At 45.0% G+C, this 20,974-nt stretch carries 23 protein-coding genes; 5 read left to right on the top strand and 18 right to left on the bottom strand.

The window, feature by feature from the left end; genetic code table 11:
- The coding region (locus L5M71_RS11105) for a transposase (RefSeq protein ID WP_259574827.1) at positions 1-206 on the top strand (206 nt) is incomplete at its 5' end.
- A gap of 218 nt (positions 207-424) precedes the next feature.
- Here L5M71_RS11105 and L5M71_RS11100 read toward each other — a convergent pair.
- Complete coding sequence (locus tag L5M71_RS11100) at positions 425-1,783, bottom strand: PLP-dependent aminotransferase family protein (RefSeq protein ID WP_263206792.1); 1,359 nt, start codon at positions 1,781-1,783, stop codon at positions 425-427.
- Positions 1,784-1,875: 92 nt separating this feature from the next.
- Here L5M71_RS11100 and L5M71_RS11095 point away from each other — a divergent pair, with 92 nt between their 5' ends.
- A complete protein-coding gene (locus L5M71_RS11095; protein ID WP_263178400.1) occupies positions 1,876-2,502 on the top strand; it encodes a LysE family translocator in 627 nt (208 codons plus the stop codon).
- A 184-nt stretch (positions 2,503-2,686) separates the two neighbouring features.
- Positions 2,687-4,444 (top strand): SulP family inorganic anion transporter, encoded by a 1,758-nt coding sequence (locus tag L5M71_RS11090; RefSeq protein WP_105252613.1) that lies wholly within the window; start codon positions 2,687-2,689, stop codon positions 4,442-4,444.
- A 133-nt stretch (positions 4,445-4,577) separates the two neighbouring features.
- On the opposite strand, the gene L5M71_RS11085 is transcribed toward L5M71_RS11090, so the two are convergent.
- From L5M71_RS11085 to L5M71_RS11075, 3 genes are all read right to left on the bottom strand, one after another.
- Positions 4,578-4,775 carry a hypothetical protein gene (locus L5M71_RS11085; protein ID WP_028760072.1) on the bottom strand — a complete coding sequence of 66 codons (198 nt, stop codon included), beginning with the start codon at positions 4,773-4,775 and terminating at the stop codon, positions 4,578-4,580.
- Positions 4,776-4,962: 187 nt separating this feature from the next.
- Positions 4,963-5,619: a glutathione S-transferase gene (locus tag L5M71_RS11080; RefSeq protein ID WP_263206789.1), complete on the bottom strand. Its 657-nt coding sequence runs from the start codon at positions 5,617-5,619 to the stop codon at positions 4,963-4,965.
- Between the two features lie 11 nt (positions 5,620-5,630).
- Entirely contained in the window at positions 5,631-5,771 is a 141-nt protein-coding gene (locus L5M71_RS11075; protein WP_263206787.1) for a hypothetical protein, read from the bottom strand.
- Between the two features lie 205 nt (positions 5,772-5,976).
- Here L5M71_RS11075 and L5M71_RS11070 point away from each other — a divergent pair, with 205 nt between their 5' ends.
- On the top strand, positions 5,977-6,981 hold the full coding sequence (locus tag L5M71_RS11070; protein ID WP_263206785.1) for a rhodanese-related sulfurtransferase: 1,005 nt from the start codon (positions 5,977-5,979) through the stop codon (positions 6,979-6,981).
- A 366-nt stretch (positions 6,982-7,347) separates the two neighbouring features.
- Positions 7,348-7,815, top strand: coding sequence for a hypothetical protein (locus L5M71_RS11065; RefSeq protein WP_263203503.1), 468 nt, complete (start codon positions 7,348-7,350; stop codon positions 7,813-7,815).
- 165 nt (positions 7,816-7,980) lie between these two features.
- Here L5M71_RS11065 and L5M71_RS11060 read toward each other — a convergent pair whose 3' ends face one another.
- The 14 genes from L5M71_RS11060 to L5M71_RS10995 all read right to left on the bottom strand — a co-directional run bounded on the left by L5M71_RS11060 (position 7,981) and on the right by L5M71_RS10995 (position 20,895).
- Positions 7,981-8,238, bottom strand: coding sequence for a DUF2897 family protein (locus tag L5M71_RS11060; RefSeq protein WP_198573290.1), 258 nt, complete (start codon positions 8,236-8,238; stop codon positions 7,981-7,983).
- Between the two features lie 45 nt (positions 8,239-8,283).
- Positions 8,284-9,021, bottom strand: a complete 738-nt coding sequence (kdsB, locus tag L5M71_RS11055; RefSeq protein WP_012197229.1) for an 8-amino-3,8-dideoxy-manno-octulosonate cytidylyltransferase KdsB — start codon at positions 9,019-9,021, stop codon at positions 8,284-8,286.
- Positions 9,022-9,118: 97 nt separating this feature from the next.
- Positions 9,119-10,189: a 3-deoxy-alpha-D-manno-octulosonate 8-oxidase KdnB gene (gene kdnB / locus L5M71_RS11050; protein WP_131524475.1), complete on the bottom strand. Its 1,071-nt coding sequence runs from the start codon at positions 10,187-10,189 to the stop codon at positions 9,119-9,121.
- A 20-nt stretch (positions 10,190-10,209) separates the two neighbouring features.
- Positions 10,210-11,397, bottom strand: a complete 1,188-nt coding sequence (kdnA, locus tag L5M71_RS11045) for an 8-amino-3,8-dideoxy-alpha-D-manno-octulosonate transaminase KdnA (RefSeq protein WP_263206781.1) — start codon at positions 11,395-11,397, stop codon at positions 10,210-10,212.
- A 193-nt stretch (positions 11,398-11,590) separates the two neighbouring features.
- Positions 11,591-12,208 carry a carbonate dehydratase gene (gene can / locus L5M71_RS11040; protein WP_168827515.1) on the bottom strand — a complete coding sequence of 206 codons (618 nt, stop codon included), beginning with the start codon at positions 12,206-12,208 and terminating at the stop codon, positions 11,591-11,593.
- Positions 12,209-12,512: 304 nt separating this feature from the next.
- A complete protein-coding gene (locus L5M71_RS11035; RefSeq protein ID WP_105252606.1) occupies positions 12,513-12,950 on the bottom strand; it encodes a phosphate ABC transporter substrate-binding protein in 438 nt (145 codons plus the stop codon).
- A 10-nt stretch (positions 12,951-12,960) separates the two neighbouring features.
- Positions 12,961-14,139 carry a porin gene (locus L5M71_RS11030; protein ID WP_263206779.1) on the bottom strand — a complete coding sequence of 393 codons (1,179 nt, stop codon included), beginning with the start codon at positions 14,137-14,139 and terminating at the stop codon, positions 12,961-12,963.
- A 324-nt stretch (positions 14,140-14,463) separates the two neighbouring features.
- The gene (locus L5M71_RS11025) at positions 14,464-15,294 is read right to left on the bottom strand and encodes an alpha/beta fold hydrolase (protein ID WP_263206777.1); all 831 of its coding nucleotides are present in this window, start codon (positions 15,292-15,294) and stop codon (positions 14,464-14,466) included.
- Between the two features lie 112 nt (positions 15,295-15,406).
- Positions 15,407-16,120 (bottom strand): M15 family metallopeptidase, encoded by a 714-nt coding sequence (locus L5M71_RS11020; protein ID WP_263206775.1) that lies wholly within the window; start codon positions 16,118-16,120, stop codon positions 15,407-15,409.
- On the bottom strand, positions 16,114-17,253 hold the full coding sequence (gene dapE / locus L5M71_RS11015) for a succinyl-diaminopimelate desuccinylase (protein WP_263206802.1): 1,140 nt from the start codon (positions 17,251-17,253) through the stop codon (positions 16,114-16,116). Before dapE ends, L5M71_RS11020 begins: the two co-directional genes overlap by 7 nt.
- Positions 17,253-17,597 carry an ArsC family reductase gene (locus tag L5M71_RS11010; protein ID WP_263195777.1) on the bottom strand — a complete coding sequence of 115 codons (345 nt, stop codon included), beginning with the start codon at positions 17,595-17,597 and terminating at the stop codon, positions 17,253-17,255. Before L5M71_RS11010 ends, dapE begins: the two co-directional genes overlap by 1 nt.
- Positions 17,598-17,876: 279 nt before the next feature.
- Positions 17,877-18,800, bottom strand: a complete 924-nt coding sequence (locus L5M71_RS11005) for a porin (protein WP_263206801.1) — start codon at positions 18,798-18,800, stop codon at positions 17,877-17,879.
- Positions 18,746-18,964: a hypothetical protein gene (locus L5M71_RS11000; protein ID WP_263206773.1), complete on the bottom strand. Its 219-nt coding sequence runs from the start codon at positions 18,962-18,964 to the stop codon at positions 18,746-18,748. Before L5M71_RS11000 ends, L5M71_RS11005 begins: the two co-directional genes overlap by 55 nt.
- Before the next feature lie 62 nt (positions 18,965-19,026).
- The gene (locus tag L5M71_RS10995) at positions 19,027-20,895 is read right to left on the bottom strand and encodes a methyl-accepting chemotaxis protein (protein WP_263206771.1); all 1,869 of its coding nucleotides are present in this window, start codon (positions 20,893-20,895) and stop codon (positions 19,027-19,029) included.
- Positions 20,896-20,974 lie beyond the last annotated feature (79 nt).

Raw genomic sequence — 20,974 nt, 5'->3', positions numbered from 1 at the left:
CTGTTATTCCAAGGCGCCGCTATAAGAATACACCTCAAGAAAGAGTCGATTGGTGCTTATATCGGTATCGACATTTAGTGGAGAATGCTTTTGGAAGAATTAAGCACTATCGAGCAATATCAACAAGATATGACAAGCTAGCAAGAAATTACGCCAGTATGGTGTCACTGGCGTTTATGTTAATGTGGCTGCCGATGTATTGCTGAACAACATTTGTACAGCAAAGATCAACAGACCCTAGTAAGTTATAGCTAATGGCTCACCGATAGTTCATCAAGCTTGTTAGTAACATCAGCGCCAGTAGCATGCATGCTACTGGCGCTTTTTTTATTCACTTTTCTACAAAATTCGCCATTTTGTGTGAATTAACTTCATCTGAAATGGCGCATGAAAATTGGCTGAGCTTAATGGTCTTTAAGTGCCTTTACACCACGGAATAGGCATTTTGTACGAGGGAGTGAATCGTTGCCTCGATACACTCAATTGCATGCTGAAATTGAGTGTCGTTTTCGGCGCCACCAAGGCTCAAGCGGATAAAATTGTCATGGCAATTAAAGTCATCACCATTACGGACTAATATGCCTTTTGCGGCCAGTGCGGTAACGAGATGATGGGCTTTGATATCTTCTGGCAGTTGTATCCAACCGTTTAACCCTCGCCAAGTTTGGGTTAATCCCAGCCGTTCGCCCATAGCGATACAGTGACTTTGGCGTTGACGTACGAGCGTATCTCGTTCTGCAGTAATATGACCTTTCTTTATCAACTGACAGGCAATTTCAATATTCAGCGGCGACACCATCCAGCATTGGCTATGAATAGCGAGTCGCACTTGGGCGATTAGTTGGTCAGGAACCAGAATAAAGCCTTGCCTTAAGCCGCCAGAAAACAATTTTGACAGGCTGGAAATATAAATCACCCGTGGTATCACCAGCTGTTTTGCTAATTGCCACAGGGGCGAATGCCATTCTTCAGGTAAACAATAATTCACGTCATCTTCAATGATATAGAATTGATATTGCTCTGATAATTCAAGGATTTTCTGCCGCTGTGATTCACTGTACTGAATGCAAGTGGGGTTTTGATTATTCAGCGTGAGATAGACTAATTTAGGGTTGTGGATCTGTAATAGGGCTTCAAAGCGCGGCAGATCTAATCCTTCGTGGGTAAGGGGCACTCCAACGCTAGTGACACCAAGCTGTTTAGCACAAATTCTCACGCCTGGATAGCTGTATTGCTCGTGTAACAGTACATCGCCTGTTGATAAAAATGCGCTCAAACAGGCAAAAATGGCTTGCTGGCCGCCATGGGTAAAGACCAGTTGCTCGGGCGTTTGCTGTATGCCGCGTTGGTTTAACCATTGGTGGAACACTTGTTGGTGTTGATCTAATGGACTGGCGCGATAACCGAGTAACTGACTCAACTTAGTGGGGTCTTTCGCTAATTGGCTGAGGCAATCGCTTAGGGTGCTGATTTGATCTGTGAGTGGCTGCTGACAGGTCGCCATATTCAATTGTACGTTACCCATTTCAGGTACAGGGGAGGCGTTGACATAGGTGCCATCTCCCACTCGTGCTTCGACGTAACCCCTTTGTTCCGCCAATGCATAGGCGCGGGTCACAGTGCCAATAGTGATGCCTAAGGCATCGGCTAAACGGCGCTGCGGTGGCAGTTTACTACCTTGGGTTAACACCTTCTGCAAAATGCCTTGTTCTATGGCACTGACTAAGCGCTGATATTTCGGGCCTGAAAAAGTCGTTAGGTCTGGTGTCCAGATTGTACCCATGACAATAAATCCATTGATCTCTAATATTCTGCGCATATTATTTATTGCATCTTTTTATGTCAACAAATGTATGCATACAATTTAAGGCGAATATGAATACTGCACTACTTTATGATCCACAATTATGGACTTTAATGGCCTCGACCGCGCTATTTTGCGCGACGATGACAATGACTCCCGGACCGAACAATATTCTCTTAGCTAGCTCTGGAGCGCATTTTGGTGTGCTGCGTACCGTGCCACATATTGCAGGGATCCGCTTGGGTTCGACCTCTTTACATCTTGCGGTATTATTCGGCCTCGGTACTTTGTTTGAAGCATTACCGGTATTGCACCAAGTATTGAAATATTTCGCTTTGGCGTATTTGCTGTATCTCGCGTACAAATTAGTGACGTCGCCAGTGCAGAGCACGCATTTGGATGATGGACGAAAACCTATGAGGCTCATTGAAGCTGCATTATTTCAATGGATTAATCCTAAATCTTGGATGTCGACGATTACCCTGTGTAGCGCTTTTACATTAAGTGGCGATGGCTTTTGGTTGAGTGCGTTTCTTGGCGTATTGATGTTCAACATAGTGGGATTTCCTGCATCATTTACTTGGGTATTTGTCGGTGCAGCGATCAGTAAGAAACTCAATACCGATAGACGTAAGCGCCATTTTAATTGGTTTATGGGCAGCTTGCTCTTAGTGTCATTACCTATGATATTACGCTAGCTTGGCTTGAATTAAGTGCCTAAGCCTATAAATATTCTGAGGAAGACACTCGCGTAATGATTGGCTTTATGCCATAACCAACATACTATTGATGGCTTTTTAGGTAATGACCTTTTAGCTGAACATTTTCAGTCTCAGTTATACTTGTTGCTTATCTTGATAGTGTGTATATGGAGGTTGCCGAGTGAAGTTCCCTAGTTTGATTTCGTTTATGCCGGGATTGGCGCAATTATTACAATATGAAAAGCAATGGCTTAGGGATGATGTGCGCGCAGGCTTATCCGTTGCCGCTGTGGCATTACCCGTAGCGATTGCTTATGCCCAGCTCACAGGTGTGAATGCTGCCGTGGGTTTGTATTCCTGCGTATTACCAATGTTGGTATACGCACTATTTGGCACCTCAAAACAATTAATCGTGGGTCCAGATGCGGCGACTTGTGCTGTTATCGCCGCGGTTGTCACGCCCCTAGCTGCAGGGGATAGTATGAAGCACTGGCAGTTAGTGATGACCATGACGGCCATGACAGGCTTTTGGTGCTTGATTGCGAGTCGCTTTAGGCTGGGGGTTCTCGCCGATTTTCTATCAAAACCGATTTTGATGGGGCTGCTTAATGGCGTTGCAATTACCATTATCGTGGGACAGTTTTCAAAAATATTCGGTTTTACCTTCGATGAGCGCTATTTAATTGAGCGCCTCAGCGGTGCGCCTTCTTACTTATCCAAAACCCATTGGCCGACATTGACTATGGGGATTGTGACGCTAGCGACTTATGCCTTAGTGAAACGGTTTCGCCCCCAATGGCCTGCTTCTATGTGCGCAATGGCGATGGCGGCTTTCCTTGTTTGGGTGTTTAACCTTACGAGCTTTGATATTAGCGTCGTCGGAGAAGTGACCTCAGGATTACCTTCATTTCAAGCGCCTGTATTTGATTTAGGTATCGCCCGTGAGCTTGTGGTACCAGCGCTTAACTTAGCCATGGTGAGCTTTGTGAGCATGATGTTGACGGCTCGAAGCTTTGCGGCAAAAAACGGTTACGATATAGATGCCGATAAAGAGTTCAGGGCGTTAGGAATAGCCAATATAGCGTCTGCCATATCTCAAGGTTTTGCGGTGAGCGGCGCGGATTCCCGCACTGCGGTTAATGATGCCAATGGTGGTAAGAGCCAGTTAGTGTCTATCATTGCGGCGGTATTGATTGGTGTTGTGGCGCTATTTTTCACTGCGCCTTTGAAGTTTATCCCCAGTGCCGCCTTAGGTGTGGTGCTGGTAATTGCCTCTATCTCGCTTATCGATTTAAAGTCACTGTGGAATCTGCGAGTGCGGGATAGGTCTGCTTTTCTACTTGCCTGTATCACCTTGTTCTCTGTGTTGTTTATTGGGGTTATCCCTGGGATAACCTTGGCTGTATTACTGGGTTTATTCCAGTTCCTCGCTACTGTGATGCGGCCTACGGATCAAGTGCTTGGTTTAGATCATAAGGGCGTTATCCGCAGTGTCGATGAATCGGGTAAAGCTAAATCGGTTCCAGGAGTATTTATATATCGCTTTAATTCGCCGTTAACTTACTTTAATGCGACGTATTTTAAGCGCCGTTTACTGGAAAAGTTTATTCGGGAATCTGAGCCGGTCGATTGCATCATTATTGATGCAGTGCCTTGTTTTACCCATTTGGATTTAAGTGTGATGGCCATGTTGGCTGATTTGCATCAACTGCTTAAAAAACGTGGCGTTCGTTTAGTGCTTGCGGGACGTAAACGGCAGATGCTGAGTTGGTTTGAGCAAGCGGGTATGCAGACAGGGGAAGGCGGCATTTTGATCCGACCAGATTTGTATCTCGCCCTTAAAATGAATCAAAGCTATAAACAAGCCTTGGCTGAAGGGCAAGCGCCTGTGATCCAAAAAGTTCCTGATGACTCGGTATTGTTGCACAGTCATTTGTAGTTAACTGTCATGCCTTGTTTGATTAAACTGGGTCGTAAAAATAGCGCAGCTTAAGGTTGCGCTATTTTTTTTCTTAATTTGATAAGTAAATCAATTGGATGACTAGCTTTTTGAAGGTATTCAGTTTTACCGTTTAGTCTTTGAGAATTCTATCTAGGGGAATAAAACCGTGAAAACCATAATAACCCATAGGGCCGAGTATCAGACTCAGTAGGCACCATAAGCACTTTTTGTTGGTGCTGAGATCCACTTTACTCTTGAAAGCCCGAAGGGCAAATAGACAATGCAATAGCACCAGGCCCCCAAGCATAATAACGATATTAATATCCATATTTTCCAACTGTCTTATCCTTGTGTTCTATCATTCACGTCCTTGAGTCTTTAGGCGTGGTTACTTTTCTTGAGAAGATTGTCTAGCTTCGATTAGCTAAATTAGTTACCTAGTGGCAAATACCTTACTCGAATATTTTACCGATGGCTATAACATAAAATAAAAATAATCTTTAAATCTTATTGGCTTACACGTCTCCTAACAAGCAAATTGGAGAATGGCTAGCGTCCCAGATCACATATTTTTCCATCGCACGAATAAATATTTCACTCGAAATAAGTCGATTTAGCCAAGCGGCGACTCGCGGAAAATCATCAGTAAGTGCACGTTTAAGATCCACTGCGGCAAATTGGCGTACAAAAGGTACGATTGCGTAGTCGGCAAGGCGAGGTGTATCGGCGACTAAAAAGGGGTGTTGCCCTAAGCATGTTTCAAGTTGCAGGAGGAAATGACTCGCCTGCTGATAATAATAAGCTTGCGTTTGCTCAGGGTAACGGTCGGCATATTTATAGCGGTCAAGCCATGGTTTAAATTGTTGATCATTTTGTGTGATAAGCTGTGCCATTTTATCTTCAATAGCAGGATTTTGCTGACACAATAGATCTAAGGGGTCTGCTTGCGTGAGTGCCCAGCGCATGATCTCAAGACTTTCGGCAATCACCTCACCGTTTGCTAGTACTAATACCGGCACAGTCCCCTTAGGTGAGGCAGCTAGCATTTGTGGTGGTTTGGCTTTAAGGGTGATTTCACGGACTTCAACATTGCATTGGGCTAATAAGAGTCCCAAACGTGCTCGCATAGCATAGGGGCAACGGCGGAAGGTGTATAAGACGGCTAGCGTCATTCGGATTTCCTCTACTGTACGGCGCTATTGCGATGGAAGCTGATGCGACTAAAGCTGACGTCAGCATGTTTATTGACGACGCGAGTATGCCAATGCAAATGTTGCGTGCCAATCATGCAATATTCAAAGGGCGCAGATGGTAACGCTTTCATACTGGGATTTCTGTTTAATTTGCCATCATAGAATGATTTTTCTCACCACTGTGCGTAAAGAATTAAAGACCCTGTATTTTATCTGTGTTTATCTTGCTGTGACTCAGGTAGAATTCCGCGCTATTTTTGGGATCTGCAGCAAGGCTGCAGATGATTGATTTGTTTATGCACTGGAAATTAAGTTCCAGCCAGCAAAGAGGGTGTTATGGCTAAAGTTGTCGTATGTGCGTTATATAAATTCGTGTCGTTACCGCATTTTGAATCTATCCGAGCGCCATTGCTTGCTATGATGGAACAGGCCGAGATCAAAGGCACTCTGCTCCTCGCAAGTGAAGGGATCAATGGCACAGTTGCTGGCACTCAAGAAGCTATTGAAGCGTTATTAGTGTGGCTTAATAGCCAAAATGGCCTAGATAATATCGTTCACAAGTTATCATTTGACGATGAAATGCCGTTCTACCGCACTAAAGTCAAACTGAAAAACGAAATCGTGACTATGGGCGTTGAAGGTATTGACCCACTTAAAGTGGTTGGCACCTATGTGAAGCCTCAAGATTGGAATGCGCTGATTTCTGATCCGGACGTGATTTTAGTCGACACCCGTAACGACTATGAAGTGCAAATCGGCACTTTCAAAAATGCCATTAATCCTGTGACTGAAACCTTCAGAGAATTCCCTGAATATGTGAAGCAGAATCTTGATCCTGCTAAACATAAGAAGGTCGCCATGTTCTGTACTGGCGGTATTCGCTGTGAGAAATCAACTGCTTATTTAAAAGAGCAAGGCTTTGACGAGGTCTATCATCTCGAAGGTGGTATTCTTAAATATCTCGAAGAAGTGAAAGAGGAAGAAAGCCTGTGGGAAGGCGAGTGCTTCGTATTCGATAACCGCGTTGCAGTGAACCATGACTTGAAGAAAGGCCAATACGATCAATGTAATGCTTGTCGTATGCCAATCACCGAAGCTGAAAAACAGAGCCCTGCCTATGTGCAAGGTGTCAGTTGCCCACATTGTATCGATAAAATTTCTGACGAGCAGCGTAAACGTTTCGTTGAGCGTGAGCGCCAAGTTAATCTGGCAAAAGCCCGTAACGAAGCGCATATCGGTAGCGATGTAAATCAAGTGATTGAAGCGCGCCGTGAGAAAAAAGAAGCGCAGCGTCGACTCGCCGCCGAGAAAAATAACGTGAAAAAATCGCAAGCGCTTTAACTTTATATGCCATTAGATGGGTCGTGAGTGAGTTAGTCATGAGTTAGTCATGAGTTCGTACTGAACTCGTTTCTCACTCAGGCCGCTTTCACATGGCTCTCACAGTGAATATGACTTGCACTCTGGCTCGACTCGTTCGGGCCATTTTTTTATATAGATTTTAGTTTTAGCGTGAATGTGCTTTTAGGCCATTATTTAACTCATTATTTAACTTATTATTTATCATAGCGCTATGCCGAAAACCTTAAATTTATGATAACTTTCAGTCGCTAGTATTAAAAACGTTAGTATTAACAACGCTAGCATTTCAAAAAAGTCGAGTGCTATATACGAAGGGAGCGATTCAGTGCAAGGTAGGCAAAGCGCATGAGCATTTGGAAAGAGCTATACGATATTTTCGATAAGGAACGCAGTCGCTGGCAGCAATCGAGCGCCAGTAAGCAGGCGATTGCCTTTGAGTTAAAAGCCAATTTGGGTTTTCTGGCCGATGCGTTAAGCAGCGGTTTGTCGCAAAGTGCGATCGCCAGCGGTTTAGAATGCAGTATTTTTGAGGCAAAACTGAAAGAGGGCGCAGCACTCACTGCGTTAAATCGCCGTAAAGTGACACTGAAATTTATTGGTGAATTTGCCGAGTTTAATAAATATGTCGGTAAAGAGAACGACGCTTTAGTCGAGAATGCTTACGCTAGAATCAAATCGCTGCAGAAGTTAGTCGCGGCTGAGCCCAATAAAAATCATGATCTTAAGATTAAATCCCTGTTTCGCTTTTTAGTCTTTTTAGTGGCGCACCTTGAGGAGCTGCCATTGAGTCGCACATCAGCGAAAAAAGCCTAAGGCTGATGAGTGGCATTGACTAGCTTGTTATTTGAGAGACAAAAAAGGCGCCTGTGGCGCCTTTTCTATGTTTGCGAACGTCATTGCTCAGTGTTTATAGCGCAGTCTTTAAAAGGCGTGTTCAAGAGCCATCTTTAGACTCACTTTTAAAAGCCGCCATTGAGCTTAGCCTCTAGGTGGTTCAGTTTTGCTTTGATCTGCTTTTTTGGGTTCTGAGTCCGCAGAACTTGGCTTGCTTGAAGCCGCATCGGCATCATTCTCTGCTGCCGAAGGCTTGGCAGTATCTGACTTTATCTGCTTATCTTTACCATGTTGACCGAACTGCGGCAGTTTGAACTTAGCACTGTACTTCAACGCAGCAAGATTGCTGGCGATGACACCGACGATCAAAATAATAATGATCCAGACTTCTAAGGTCGACATACTCAGCTCCTGTTTCGAATTGACTCGCGCACACCTAACGGGCGATTAATCAACCGCTAAACGTTGCTCACATTTACGAATGTCTTCTGGCGTATCAACTTCAATAGAATCAAAGGCGCTAATGGCGATTTTGATCTTATGGCCGTACTCTAATGCACGTAATTGCTCGAGTTTTTCCAGATCTTCTAGACGACCTAATGGTAGGGCGGCGAAGGCCTGTACGAATTTGCGTGTATAAGCATACACACCTAAGTGTTTATAAACGGGGTAATCTTGAGTATCGCGGCCAAAAGGAATACGCGAACGAGAGAAATACAAGGCGTAGTTGTTGTTATCGAACACCATCTTCACATGCATAGGATCGTCAAGCTCGGCTTTATTGACGATTTCAAAGCCTAAGGTGGCCATTTCAAACTCACCAGGGTGACGCTCGAAGAGGCTGATGACTTGCTCGATAGAGGTTGGGTCAATAAGAGGTTGATCGCCCTGTAGGTTGATCACTAAGTCGTCATCTTTTAGTCCCAGTTGGTTTATTGCATCATTGATACGATCTGTACCCGAGGCTGCATCTGGGCTGGTCATGACTACTTTGCCGCCAAAACCTTCAACAGCCGCTTTAATGCGATCATCATCGGTAGCAACGTAAATATTGGTGAGGCCTTTGGCTAACGACGCGCGTTCATACACGTGTTGGATCATTGGCTTGCCGTTAATCGGGGCTAAGGGTTTGCCCGGGAAGCGGCTTGAACCGTAACGAGCCGGGATTAACAGAGTCACATTCATCAAATTATCCTACTTTTATCAAAGATATACAGTGTAGATATACAATGCATATAGACAAAAGGGCTCACAATTGAGCCCTTTTAACATGTGTTAGAGCTTAGATACGACGGAACAGGGCAGTCAACATTTCATCTGTGACTTTCTCTTCCCAACCCGCGCCGTAAACGTTAGCCCATAGTGGACCCATGCTCTTAGTCACGGCAACCATTTTTGCTATGGTTTCGTCTGGCAGATCTTTACAGATGTTCTTCGGCAGCGTGATGTTATGTTTCTTCATCATCAGACGGAACTCTTCAACGCCTTCTGGATAGAATTCTTCTAACACATCAAAGGCGATACAGTTGCCGATACCGTGGTGGTAACCCAGGATATAGGACAGACCGTAAGAAACCGCATGACAGGCACCCACTTGGCTATACGCTATGCTCATGCCGCCCATGAAAGACGCCATCATTAGCTTGTCGTCTTTTTCTATGTGGTCGTCTAAGTACACTTGGCGACATAAATCCATCGCTTTTTCAGCGTAGGATTTAGAGAACTCGTTTAAGAAGGTACCTTGTAAGGATTCAACACAGTGGATATAGCAATCCATACCTGTGTAGAACCATTGGTCTGTTTCCACACCTTCGATTAACTCAGAATCCATGATGATTTGATCGAATACTGTGTAATCTGAGTTCAAACCTAGCTTACGCACTGGACCACATAACACTGCGGTGCGTGACGCTTCTGCACCAGTACCAGAAATCGTTGGGATACCAATGTGGTGTACCGCTGGGTTCTTGATTAAGTCCCAACCTTGGTACATGGCAGAGCCACCTGGGTTTGTCAGCATCAGCGATACCGCTTTAGCCACGTCCATGGTTGAACCGCCACCTAAACCGACGACGCTCACTGGCAGTTTGCTATTGAAAGCTTGAACTTGTTCAGTCAGGGCATCGATTTGAATTGTGCTTGGCTCTTCATCAACGTTAACCCAAATCACCATGTCTTGTGCTTTAGCTGGAATGCGGCCCTCAAGGGCTTTGCCTTGATGCACGTCATCGACTAAAAACACCACGAAGTCGTCGGCGGTTTTACGTTCTGCAGCTAACACTTCATCCAGTTGGACGAATGAGCCACGGCCGAAGATCATTTTTTCAACTACTTTAAAATTCTTAAAACTCATTGCAACAAACTCCCGTAGAATTATTGGGCAAATGCTTTCTTGATGTTTTCGATACGCTCGGCGATCTGAGCATCGGTCCAAGACAACTTGATGAGCATAGAAATCGTGCGGCTCATAATGGCATCGGATTTAGGCACAGAAACTTGAGTATAGTCAGGTCTGTCGGCGATTAATGTGATTGGCAACGCAGCAGATGCCTTAAGCTCCTGAATGTGTTTCCAGTTTTTCAAATAATGCCAGTTGTTTACATACCAGTAGAAGCAGCCATCAACGCCGTTTTCAGCCAGTTTTTTGCTGATTTCTTGCGTGCGCGCTTCGGTTGGCAACATAAAGGTTAAGAAGCCAGCCGAGTCGCCTTCTGGATCGGGGATCTGGCGGAAGGTGACTTCTGAAATCGCGGCCATTGCATCTTTAATGGTCTTTTTGTTTTTACGTTGAATATCGATAATGGTATCGAGTTTACGTAACTGCGCTAACCCTAAGGCTGCATTCATTTCCGAAATACGGAAGTTCAAGCCAATGATAGGGTGTGACTCTGCGCCGCGGTCTTTACCAATATGGTCATGGCCGTGATCTGAGAACATGTGCGCATTGTTGTAGATTTCTGTGTTGTTAGTGATCACAGCGCCACCTTCACCACAGGTGATGGTTTTGACTGAATCGAATGAGTAACAACCCACATCACCGATAGTACCTAACGCTTGGCCCTTGTAGCTGCCACCAATGGCTTGGCAAGCATCTTCTAAAATCAGTAAGTTATGTTTTTTACAGACAGCTTTGATCTCGTCCATCTTCGCCATAGAACCGCACATGTGCACTAAGTTAATCGCTTTAGTGCGTGGGGTAATCGCGGCTTCGATACCTTCTGGAGATAAACACAATGTCTCATCGATTTCGGCAAAAATCGGAATAGCGCCTGCCATAAAAATCGCTTCAACTGAGGCTACAAAGGTAAAAGGTGGCACGATAACTTCATCGCCAGCACCAATGCCTGCAGCCATCATGGCCGTTTGCAGCGCAGCAGTACCGCTTGATAAAAGGTGAGCATGCTTCACGTTCATCTTCTCGCAAAGCAGTTGCTCCATATCGCGCGTCTTCCAGCGATCATTACGCATATGGTCGAAGTTGTAACGGAAGGTAAAACCGTTTTCCATAACGTCAGCGACTTCCTGCTTCTCTTCAGGACCAAATAATTCAAAACCGGGCATGGAAGGTATCTCCTTAGAATTTGTGGCGCATAGGTCGCCTGCAATTAACTGGCGGATTATAACTGGCGTAATAGACCCTTGCGATGTTTTATTGCTGAAAATTGTCATGGAAAAAGAAAAACCTGCACAGCGGCAGGTTTTATCTGAGCATTGATGATACTCAGCGGGGTGTTGAAAGCCGACATTCAGGCTGTTAGCGTGGATTAGCTAAACCGTATTCGCGATCGACCGTAACATCTAAATCTGTCAGTAAACCGTTATCAATGCCGTAAATCCAGCCGTGTACCGCCACTTCTTGACCACGATCCCAAGCTTCTTGCACTATGGTTGAACTGGTCACATTAGCAACCTGCTCAATCACGTTTAGCTCGCACAGGCGATCAAAACGTTTGGCTTCGTCCATCTGTTGTAATTCTTCCTGATAAATACGATAGATATCACGTAAATGCCCGAGCCAGTTATCGATGAGTCCTAAGCGTTGCTGACCCATGGCCGCGCGCACACCACCACAACCGTAGTGACCCACTACCATAATATGCTTCACCTTGAGCACATCGACGGCGTATTGCAGTACAGATAAGCAGTTAAGATCGGTATGGATCACCATGTTGGCGATATTACGGTGAACAAAGACTTCACCGGGCATAAGATCAATGATTTGGTTTGAGGGTACGCGACTATCTGAGCAGCCAATCCACAGGTATTCAGGATGTTGCTGTTTCGCTAATTGTTCAAAAAAATCAGGATTTTCTTGGCGTATACGTCCGGCCCAGCGGCGGTTATTGTCGAATAAAGGTTTGAGTAGTTTCATTTTAACCTATTGTTTTATTGACATATAAAATGTCTTCTCATGCTCTAATTCATGCAAGCAGCACATTTTTAGCAAGAGTATACCAGCAAATTTGGCTCTGCTGGTCTATCCAATTAAGGTTTGAATCAGGATATTGAAAAATCGAGATTATTTTTTCTTAATAGTACTGCAAATGGATAAGCCCTCTCTGAGGGTACAAGCACCATTTGATTTTGATAGTGTGTTTGTTGTTTATATCGCACAAATGCTGAGTGGAAACCTTGTCCGCCACAGATTAAGGCGGACAAGGATGATGCAGTATGGGTTAGAACTTACTGATCACTTTCACGCTGTCGTTGACTTCGCTGACGTCAACAAATCCGATCATATTGGGATTGGCGGCAATCAATGCGAGCATTTCAGCGCTGGAGTCGACGACTTTGGGCGGTTGACCTTGGCCTGAAAAGACCAGTTTTGACCAATAGGCTTTTAACTGACTCTCGGTTTTATTAAGGATCTGTTTAACAAAGGCATCACGTGCAGGCGTGCCTTCAGGTTGATCGAGTGCGACGACAGTGCCACCACTGGGGAAAGACTTAAGTTTGCCTAAATAGATCCGTGAAATATCCGCCGCGCTAATTTCTGACGTATTAGAAGGGTGTACCACGACGGCAATTTCGGCTTGAACACAGGCACTGCCAAATAGAAGCGCACTGGCGACTAAGGTTTTTATCATCAACCGAGAACTTATTAATAGTTTCATGCTTAACTCCTTAAAAAACTAAGTCTATTGCCATACTCAGCAACTGTTCATCGGAGGACGGTTTGTCGTTACTGTAGTTGGTGTACTCTAGCTTCAGTGCGGCAGAAGGATGGAAATCCCAGCGGGTGCCTATGATGTAGTAGGCGCTGTCTTCCTGCTGTGCTTCAAGCGCCGCTTGTGTTCCAAAAACAAGCGGTGCGAGTGCAGCTTGGTTTGCTGGTGGCAGACCATTGTAAACAGGTAACATAGCATCATAGGCATCGTACTGGGGCTCACCTTTATCAATACCGTAGGTCAAGTGGAAGGTGAAATCGTGATAGCGGATCCCGCCGGAAACAAAGGCTGAATCTTGAATATTAAAGCTACTGGGATCGACATCAATTCGCGTGTATTCGGCCAAAATAAACCATTCTTCAGCATCATATTTAACATTCGCGCCAATGAGTAACGCACTGTCATTAATCGGTAAAAGATCATCAACCACTTGCTGAGTAAAGAGTCCGGTTTGAGAAATTGCATTACCTAAGCCAAGTAGTGCGGGTAATTCGTAGGAGAAATCGGTGACTATGCCAATATTTAAACCGTACTCAAACCCTGAGGTTACAAAGTTAAAGTTCATTATGTGGCCCTCGGCGGAGAAGGGCGCAGGAGGCGTTGATGAACCGGTAGGCGAGTAGTCAGAAACTGAAGTAGTAATGTATTTATAGGTCAAACCTACTTCGGTATCGCCCCATAAATCGGCATAAACTAAGCCTACACCTTCACCTGAATTAAATGGCAGTGAATAAACTCCGCGGGGCGGAGTGATCCAATGATAGGCATAGCCTACATCAATATAATCGGAGTATTTATAGAGATTAAAACGTTGGCGACCTGCCATAAGCATAAGTTTGTCGCTGATGTCATAGGAGATATAAGCCCATTCGAATTCAGCGCTATAATCGTTACTGCCTCTGGATAGCACTTGTGCAGTAGCTCTTAAGCCACTACCAAGATCGGCGGTAAATTGTAAGGCAACTTTGGAATCATTATTAAAATCGAGTTCTTTGTCGTAACCATAATAGCTTTTATCGTCACTTAGACTTGAGCCCGCGACAATAGAGGCAAATCCATTTATTTGAACATCGGCATAAAGAGACGGCATATAAAGTGTGCTGAATACGCAGAGGGCAACTGTACTTTTTCTCATGGCAGAATACCTTGTTGAGGGAATACAGTATAAAGGTAGTTGATAATTAGTAGATTTCACCTTTGTGCAACATTTTTAAGCCGATTGGAACAAAAACAACGTCTTTACTTCTTAATAGAGGTTTCACTGGTGAGTTTAATGAAACGAGGCGTGCTCAATAACAGACTTTAATAAAGTAAAGCCTAATGTATTTATCCATAAAATAGGAATTAAGTATGGGTGAGCAATATTGATATAAGCACATCTTGGTAACATGTGCTAAGTAGAAATACTCATCTTCAAGATGCGAGTTTTCGCACCTTGAAGCGTAGATTTAGCGATTGATTAATAATGTTTAGCCAGAAAATCGGCTAAATGTTGGTTAATAAATTCCGCTTGTTCGAGAGTTGATATGTGTCCTGCCGCAGGAATATGCACAAGTTGGCTGCCATCAATGGCATCACTCATCAGGTAACTTTCCAATACGCTGCGGGCCTTATCTTCCACGCCAGCCATGATGAGGCAGGGCAGCGTCAATTGCTCGGCGTATTCCATGGTATCGCGACGACCAAAAATCATTCGTCCAAGTTTAACTATCGTGGGGATTTGCTCCGCTGTGATACTGGCAAGGGACTGTTCAAAGCCCGTAACCAGTTCGGGCGTGTTATTCTCGGCATCATTGGCGAAGAATAAAGGTGAAATTGCACTGATCAGCGGCGCAGGGATCGCCTTAGCGGCGGTAATCATATCCAGCATGCCATCATATTTCGCACGGGTGACTTCGGGTTCGAAACCGATAAAACTGTTGAGCATAACGAGGGTTTTAACTCTTGTTGGTGCTTTCAGTACCAATTCTGCGCCCCACATAGCACCGACAGATTGTCCGACAACACTAAAGTGAGTTATCTCAAGAGCATCCATTAGCTCAAGCATTTGATCGGCAATATCGAGTAGCGCTTTGCAGTTATTGGGCAGTAAATCTGACTGACCATGGCCCCAAAGTTCAGGCACTATGCAGCGATATTGGGCGCTTAAGGTGGCAATTTGAGGCGCCCACATAGCGCTATCCCATAAATAACTGTGCCCAAACAACAATACAGGGCCTGAGCCGACATCAAGGTAACTTAATTTTCGATCGGCAATAACAAGCTGCTGACGGTGTGAAGAAAAATCCATAAAACCTACTTTATCAAATATATCATTGTGTTAAACCGCATTTTGGCGCCCATTTTGACGATATAGCGCTAAGCTTAACCTGCCTTGACTGACCTTGGCGAGTATTTCGTGATTAGGGCTGAGCGATACGCAGCACGTATTCATCTATTAGACTGTCTAATCGGGCGAGTACTGCATCTTTTAGCAACATATCACTGTTTTCTAACAGGATTGCCAGTTCGGCACGATCGAATTGTGGCAACAATAACTGCGCTACAGGGAAATAGCTGATGTGCCAAGGCTCAGGACTTACCGCACTTTGTCCCTGCTGAAACGGGAAGTAAAAGCCAAAATGATGGGCATTTTCTACCAGCCAAGCATGCAATTTAGCGCAGGGACCACCCTGAACATATTCAGCTTCAACAAGGCGCAGGGCTTTAACATCAATTTGAGCCGCATCGAACACATCGAGATCGGTACCCCAATGGTGGCGTGAAGCGCCGGGCAACGCCGACCAGAGCAAAATCAAGTCAACTATGGCATCGTCACTTAAGCCCTGAATATTGACCGGTAACTCATTGGCATCCAATACCGCGCGTTTACCGCTAGCCTTGGCATTCCAAATTGCCAGTTGCCGTTCAAAGGGACGATGAGCTGAGCAAATAGCGAGTTTTATGCCCGCATCTTCAGCTTTTGCCGCCATAGACTTAAAAGCGATAGCTGTGTTCTCCTCTAACCCAAAGCTATGATAACCAAGGTGATACGGGCTTAAATAATCCACTAATTCAGGGGAGCTTAAGCCGTAAAGCTTTGCGGTTTCGGGACGGATCTTAAGGTGTGCTAACACAGTAATTGTTCCAAAATGACTTCATAACACAGGGCTAACTGCTCAAGGTCGTCCACTTTAACGCATTCATTCACTTTATGAATGGTGGCGTTGACAGGGCCAAGCTCTAACACTTTGGCACCCGTTGGCGCGATAAAGCGACCGTCTGACGTGCCGCCTGTGGTTTGTGGATCGGTTTCATAACCTGTGACTTGGCGGATCGCGATACGGGTTGCATCTAATAACGGGCCATCACCGGTTAAAAATGGTAGGCCATTGAAAATCCAGCTGATATCGTAATCTAGCTCATAGGCTTTCAGTAGAGTTTCAACTCGCTCAATCAAGATTTCGGCGGTCACTTCGGTGGAGTAACGGAAGTTAAACATCACTTCCAGTGCGCCAGGGATCACATTTGATGCACCTGTGCCGCCATTAATATTGGCGATTTGGAAGCTGGTGGGCGGAAAGAACTCATTGCCATTATCCCAGTGCATTTGACTTAGCTCGGCTAAGAAAGGCGCGGCTTTGTGGATTGGATTATCGGCAAGGTGTGGATAGGCCACGTGGCCTTGAATGCCTTTCACGGTTAAGTTGCCGGTTAAACTGCCGCGGCGACCATTTTTGACCACATCGCCCAGCTTTAGGGTTGATGAGGGTTCGCCGACTAATGCCCAAGTGATCTTCTCGTTGCGCGCTTCTAAGGTATCAATGACTCGCGTCGTACCGTTAATAAATGGGCCTTCTTCATCGCTGGTGATCAAAAAGGCGATAGAGCCATGATGATCGGGATGTTTAGCCACAAACCGCTCGGTGGCAATGACCATAGCCGCCAATGAACCTTTCATGTCCGCCGCGCCGCGGCCATATAAGTAGCCATCAATGATGGTGGGCACAAACGGCGGCGTGTGCCAACGGCTCACATCACCCGTTGGCACAACATCTGTGTGGCCGGCAAAACAAAAAACCGGACCTTCATTGCCACGGCGAGCCCACATATTGGTGGTGTCTTCAAATACCATAGATTCGATATTAAAGCCGATGGCGCTGAGTCTTTCAGCCATTAAGGTTTGACAGCCTTCATCAAGCGGCGTCACCGAAGGGCGGGCGATCAGCGCTTTTGTCAGTTCTGTAACGGGATAATCGTCGGCTGGCATCATAGTGAAAATACTCTTTTATAGGCGGCTTCATCAAAGCCAATCAGCACTTGTTCACCGACGACCAAGACGGGGCGTTTGATCAGTGTCGGTTGCGCCAGCATAAGTTGAATGGCTTTGGCTTGATCGATATTGGTTTTATCTGCGTCACTGAGGGCACGAAAGCTTGTGCTGCGCTTATTGAATACGGTTTCCCAGCCTGAGGTTTTACACCAGAATTCGAGGTCTTCTTGACGTAGGCCGTCATCTCTAAAATCATGGAAATGAACTGGAAGTTGATGATTTTCAATCCATTTACGTGCTTTACGCACTGTATCGCAATTCTTAATACCGTAGAGGGTCAAAATGATGCTCCAGTGTGGATGGACGCTTGGCTTGCAAGCATTGATTTTGCTGGCATTGTGGCATTGTGCGTCGCATGTCACAAGTGGGATGTGTTACTGAGGTAGCGTGAGCATAAAATGTCAGTGTGCTTGAAGCGTATTGGGATTATCGGGTGATGTCTGTCACTTTATGTAACCAAACGCCCTCAGGGCGTTTAGTCATATCTTGCTGCTTACTGATGCCGTATAGCACGCTTCATTGAGTGCGCTGCGGGCTTAACGGTAATGGGATGGCGTTGACTAAAGTTGCCAATTTAAATCAAAATCATAGCGAATGCCTAAGGCTATGATAGTGTTGTTTTCACGTTGATCATTATTTTGTTGTAAATATTCTAAATGCATGCGGACATTTGTTGCGGCTTGCCACTCTAAGGTGAGATTGTAGCCATCATAATTTTGGCTGCTGGTATCTTCTATCCCATCTTCAAACCTGAAGTATCCTAGTTTCAGCTTATAAGCTTTCGCAACTGGAATCGCGATGGCGCTATCAAATGTATTACCGGTTCTATTGACTGCGGTTTCAAATTCGTAGTCTTTATGCTGATAACCAACGGCGGCATATATGCCATTGCTAAATTCATAGGAAATGACGCCCCCGGCCAGTTGTTCTTCTCCAGTCATAATATCGTTCACATAGGTATCCTGTTGTAAGTAGGCGATACCTACGTGAAATCCACTCTGGTTAAATCCTGCGCCGACATTAATTACATCGGCACCACTGCCACCTGAGTTACCATCAAAAATGGCTGAAGCCATTAAGGTGATTGGCTTAATGTTAAGCTCATAGATCAAGGCATTATCAACAAAAAATGGACTCTCTTGGTTATAACCAAAGGGGCTATTCGCATTGTTAAAGATATCGACATATTCAGCGACTAAAGTGTACTGCACCGGCCTTTGGCGCCCAAAAGTCAACTTGCCATAGGGAGAATCGATCCCCGCAAAGGCGAGTCTCGCCTCGCCGAATCGGCCATTGTCATCGAGACGGATTTTCCATTCACCTTGGGCAATGGCACGCCAACCAGAGGCGAACTCGGTTTCAGCTTTAACCCCTAAGCGGGAGAGTGCATCGCCGATATCCCACACATCCTCACCTTTGTCTTGGTATTCTAAGGTCGGACGTAGTGAACCGTAGAGGATAAACGACTGTCTTGTAGGGAGGATTGCAATGAGGGACTGGCAGGCTCCGCTTTGGCTTGTTGCTCCAGTTCTTTAACTCTTTGCTCGAGTTGTTGCAGTCGTTCCGACTCTTCTGTGGTTGTTTGGGCATTAGCCTGTAGTGGGATCTGAAGCATGCTAACTATGACGAACAACGTTATTTTGCTCATGATGAGGTCCTGTTGTTAGTAGATGTCATGGTGAGCCATGGATAAAATCATGGCTCACTGGCTTAGACTATGAATTTATTAAGGATTGCATCTTGTTCTTTGATGTATTGAGTTTGCGTATGCATGGCTGTATTTGCATGAACTGCAGTGTCAGAAACTTGGACTGATAAATCTTTGATCCTGATAGTATTATTGTTAATTTCTTCAGCTACTAAACTCTGTTCTTCCGCTGCAGAGGCAATTTGTAGGTTCATATCACTTATCTGTAATATTGCTTCACGAATTTTGTTTAATGCGGTATTAGCACCTTGGGCGCGTGTAACCGCATCTTCTGCATTATCTTTACTTTGGTTCATTACCTCTGCAACAGCCCTTGCTCCTGCTTGAAGTTGCTCTATCATGTTACGGATTTGAGTTGTAGATTGTTGAGTCCTTTGGGCGAGGGTTCTGACTTCATCTGCTACCACAGCAAAACCACGACCAGAATCACCGGCTCTTGCTGCCTCAATAGCGGCATTTAAGGCTAATAAATTTGTTTGATCTGCAATGTCATTGATCACTTTCAATATTGTGGCAATGTTGTCAGTTGCAGATTCTAATGTTTTGACTTCAGTGACGGCCATATCGATTTTGGATGACAGGGCATTAATGGCATCAGTTGTATCGCTGACGATTTTAGAACCTACACTTGTCGCTTCATCTGCTTCTTTCGCAGCAGAAGCCGCTCCTTGGGCATTACGGGCTACGTCAGTTGAAGTGGTTGCCATTTCGTGCATGGCAGTTGCAAGTTGTTCTAGTTCATGCAGTTGCGAGTTCATGGCATCAGTAGATTGCTGTAATTCTAGCGATGTCATTTCTGAACTTTTATGGATGAGCTGGCCAATGGATTTAGATTGAATGATCAACTGTTGTAGATTTGCCGTGAAGGTATTGAATCCCAAGGCTAACGCTGAAAACTCAGTGTCTGTTTTAGTATTTAAGCGTTGAGTCAAATCACCTTCGCCAGAAGCAACATCTTGAATTGCATCGTTTAATGTTTGTAATGGGCGCATTAAGGTTGTGATCAATAGTAGTAGGGTTGTGATACTGATGATTAAGGCGATAACGGAATAGAGAATAGAGCTATTGCGTAAGTCCGTCACTGCAGCATAGGCAATCTCCTCATCCAAGATAACACCAACATACCAGTCCTCTCCCGCAACGCGTGAGAAATCCAAGGTGAAGCTTTTTCCCTCTATGGTTACTTTTTGTGGCGTTTCCATCACTTTGACATTAGGTAAATAATCGGCCATAAGAGTGCCATTTCGTTTTTCCTCTGGGTGGGCTATGGTCGTTCCATCCCCAGAAACAATAAACACATGGCCAGCGTTGAAGAGTTTGACCTCATTGACGAGTTTGGCTAACCCGACCAAGCTAACATCATAGAAAATGGCACCGATGAATGTACCGTGATCTTTCACGGGCGTCGCAATTGAGACGAGAATTTCACCGGAGGCTGAGTCCGCATAGGGAGCCGTGATGATTAATTTATCGGCTTGTTTTGCATCGAGATACCAAGGCCTTACTCTTGGGTTCCATCCCGCACCCGGATCCCAGCTAGGATTATTATTGATATTCGTGCCATCTTTTTCATAACCTAAACCGACGAGAATAAATGCATTTTTAACTATGGGGCGAGTGATGACTGCACTGATGTGTGCGGGCGTGAGATCTTGTTCCAGTAGGCTGGTCGTATAAGCTGCCAATTGTTTACGGGCTTCAATTTCCGATGAAACCGTATTTCTAACCCCATCGACGATTTCGGTGACACTGGCTTCCACCTGTGCCTGCATTTCATTCTGAATCGAGTAGTATTGTTTGGTCGTTAGAAGCGTTACTGTCACTAACAGTAACGCAGAGGATGCGGCGACAATCTTATGACTGAACTTCATTGTTATTCCTCTGTAATATTAAAAGCACCTTTAGATGTATAGTCATGATTTCGTTCGAGAGCCAGCGGGTACATTGATC

The sequence above is a fragment of the Shewanella sp. SW1 genome (genome assembly GCF_025653545.1).
GTDB lineage: Bacteria > Pseudomonadota > Gammaproteobacteria > Enterobacterales > Shewanellaceae > Shewanella > Shewanella oncorhynchi.
The sequence above is the reverse complement of the archived record's forward strand: the minus strand, read 5'-3'. Positions and strand labels throughout refer to the sequence as shown.